General features: G+C 60.7%; 1 protein-coding gene. It reads left to right on the top strand.

Annotation, left to right across the window (positions count from 1 at the left end):
• Nucleotides 1–670: penicillin acylase family protein (locus FEM54_RS33410; RefSeq protein ID WP_138454382.1), on the top strand; the 670-nt coding region annotated here is incomplete at its 5' end.
• Nucleotides 671–760 lie beyond the last annotated feature (90 nt).

Raw genomic sequence — 760 nt, 5'->3', positions numbered from 1 at the left:
CTTGATGGCGTTTGATGGCCGCCTGGCACCGACCTCCGCAGACGCGGCGATCTATGAGCTGTTCCTGCAGGAAAGCACCAAACAGATCTTCCTCGACGAACTCGGCCCGGAAACCAGCGCCAGCTGGAAAGCCTTTGTCAGCAACGCCAACCTGTCCTATTCCGCCAACGCCGACCACCTGCTGGGCCGTGAAGACAGCCCCTTCTGGGACGACGTGCGCACCGCGCAAAAAGAAGACAAACCGGCGATCCTCGCCCGCAGCCTTGCCGCCGCCATCACCGCTGGCGACAGCCAATTGGGTGGCGATCACAAGGCCTGGCAGTGGGGCAAACTGCACACCACCACCTGGAAAAACACCAATGGCCAAGTGATACGCGGCCCGTTTGCCAGTGGCGGCGACCACAACACCCTGAACCCGGCGCCGTACAGCTGGGGGCAGGATTTTGTGACCACCCAAGTGCCGGCGCTGCGCATGATCGTCGACTTCGGCCAAATCGAACCGATGATGGGTCAAGGTGGCATCGGCCAATCCGGCAACCCGGCCAGCCCGAGTTATGCGAACGGCATCGATGCGTCGCTCAAGGCGCAATACCTGAGCTTCCCGATGCAGCCGCAGAACTTTGACACGGTGTACGGGAAAACCCGCTTGACCCTCACACCCGGCAAGTAACCCGGTTCCCGCTGAGGGAACCGGATAGAAATGTGGGAGCTGGCTTGCCTGCGATAACAGTGTGTCAGTCACTAATTAATCGACTGACAC

This window comes from Pseudomonas edaphica, from assembly GCF_005863185.1.
GTDB lineage: Bacteria > Pseudomonadota > Gammaproteobacteria > Pseudomonadales > Pseudomonadaceae > Aquipseudomonas > Aquipseudomonas edaphica.
The sequence above is the reverse complement of the archived record's forward strand: the minus strand, read 5'-3'. Positions and strand labels throughout refer to the sequence as shown.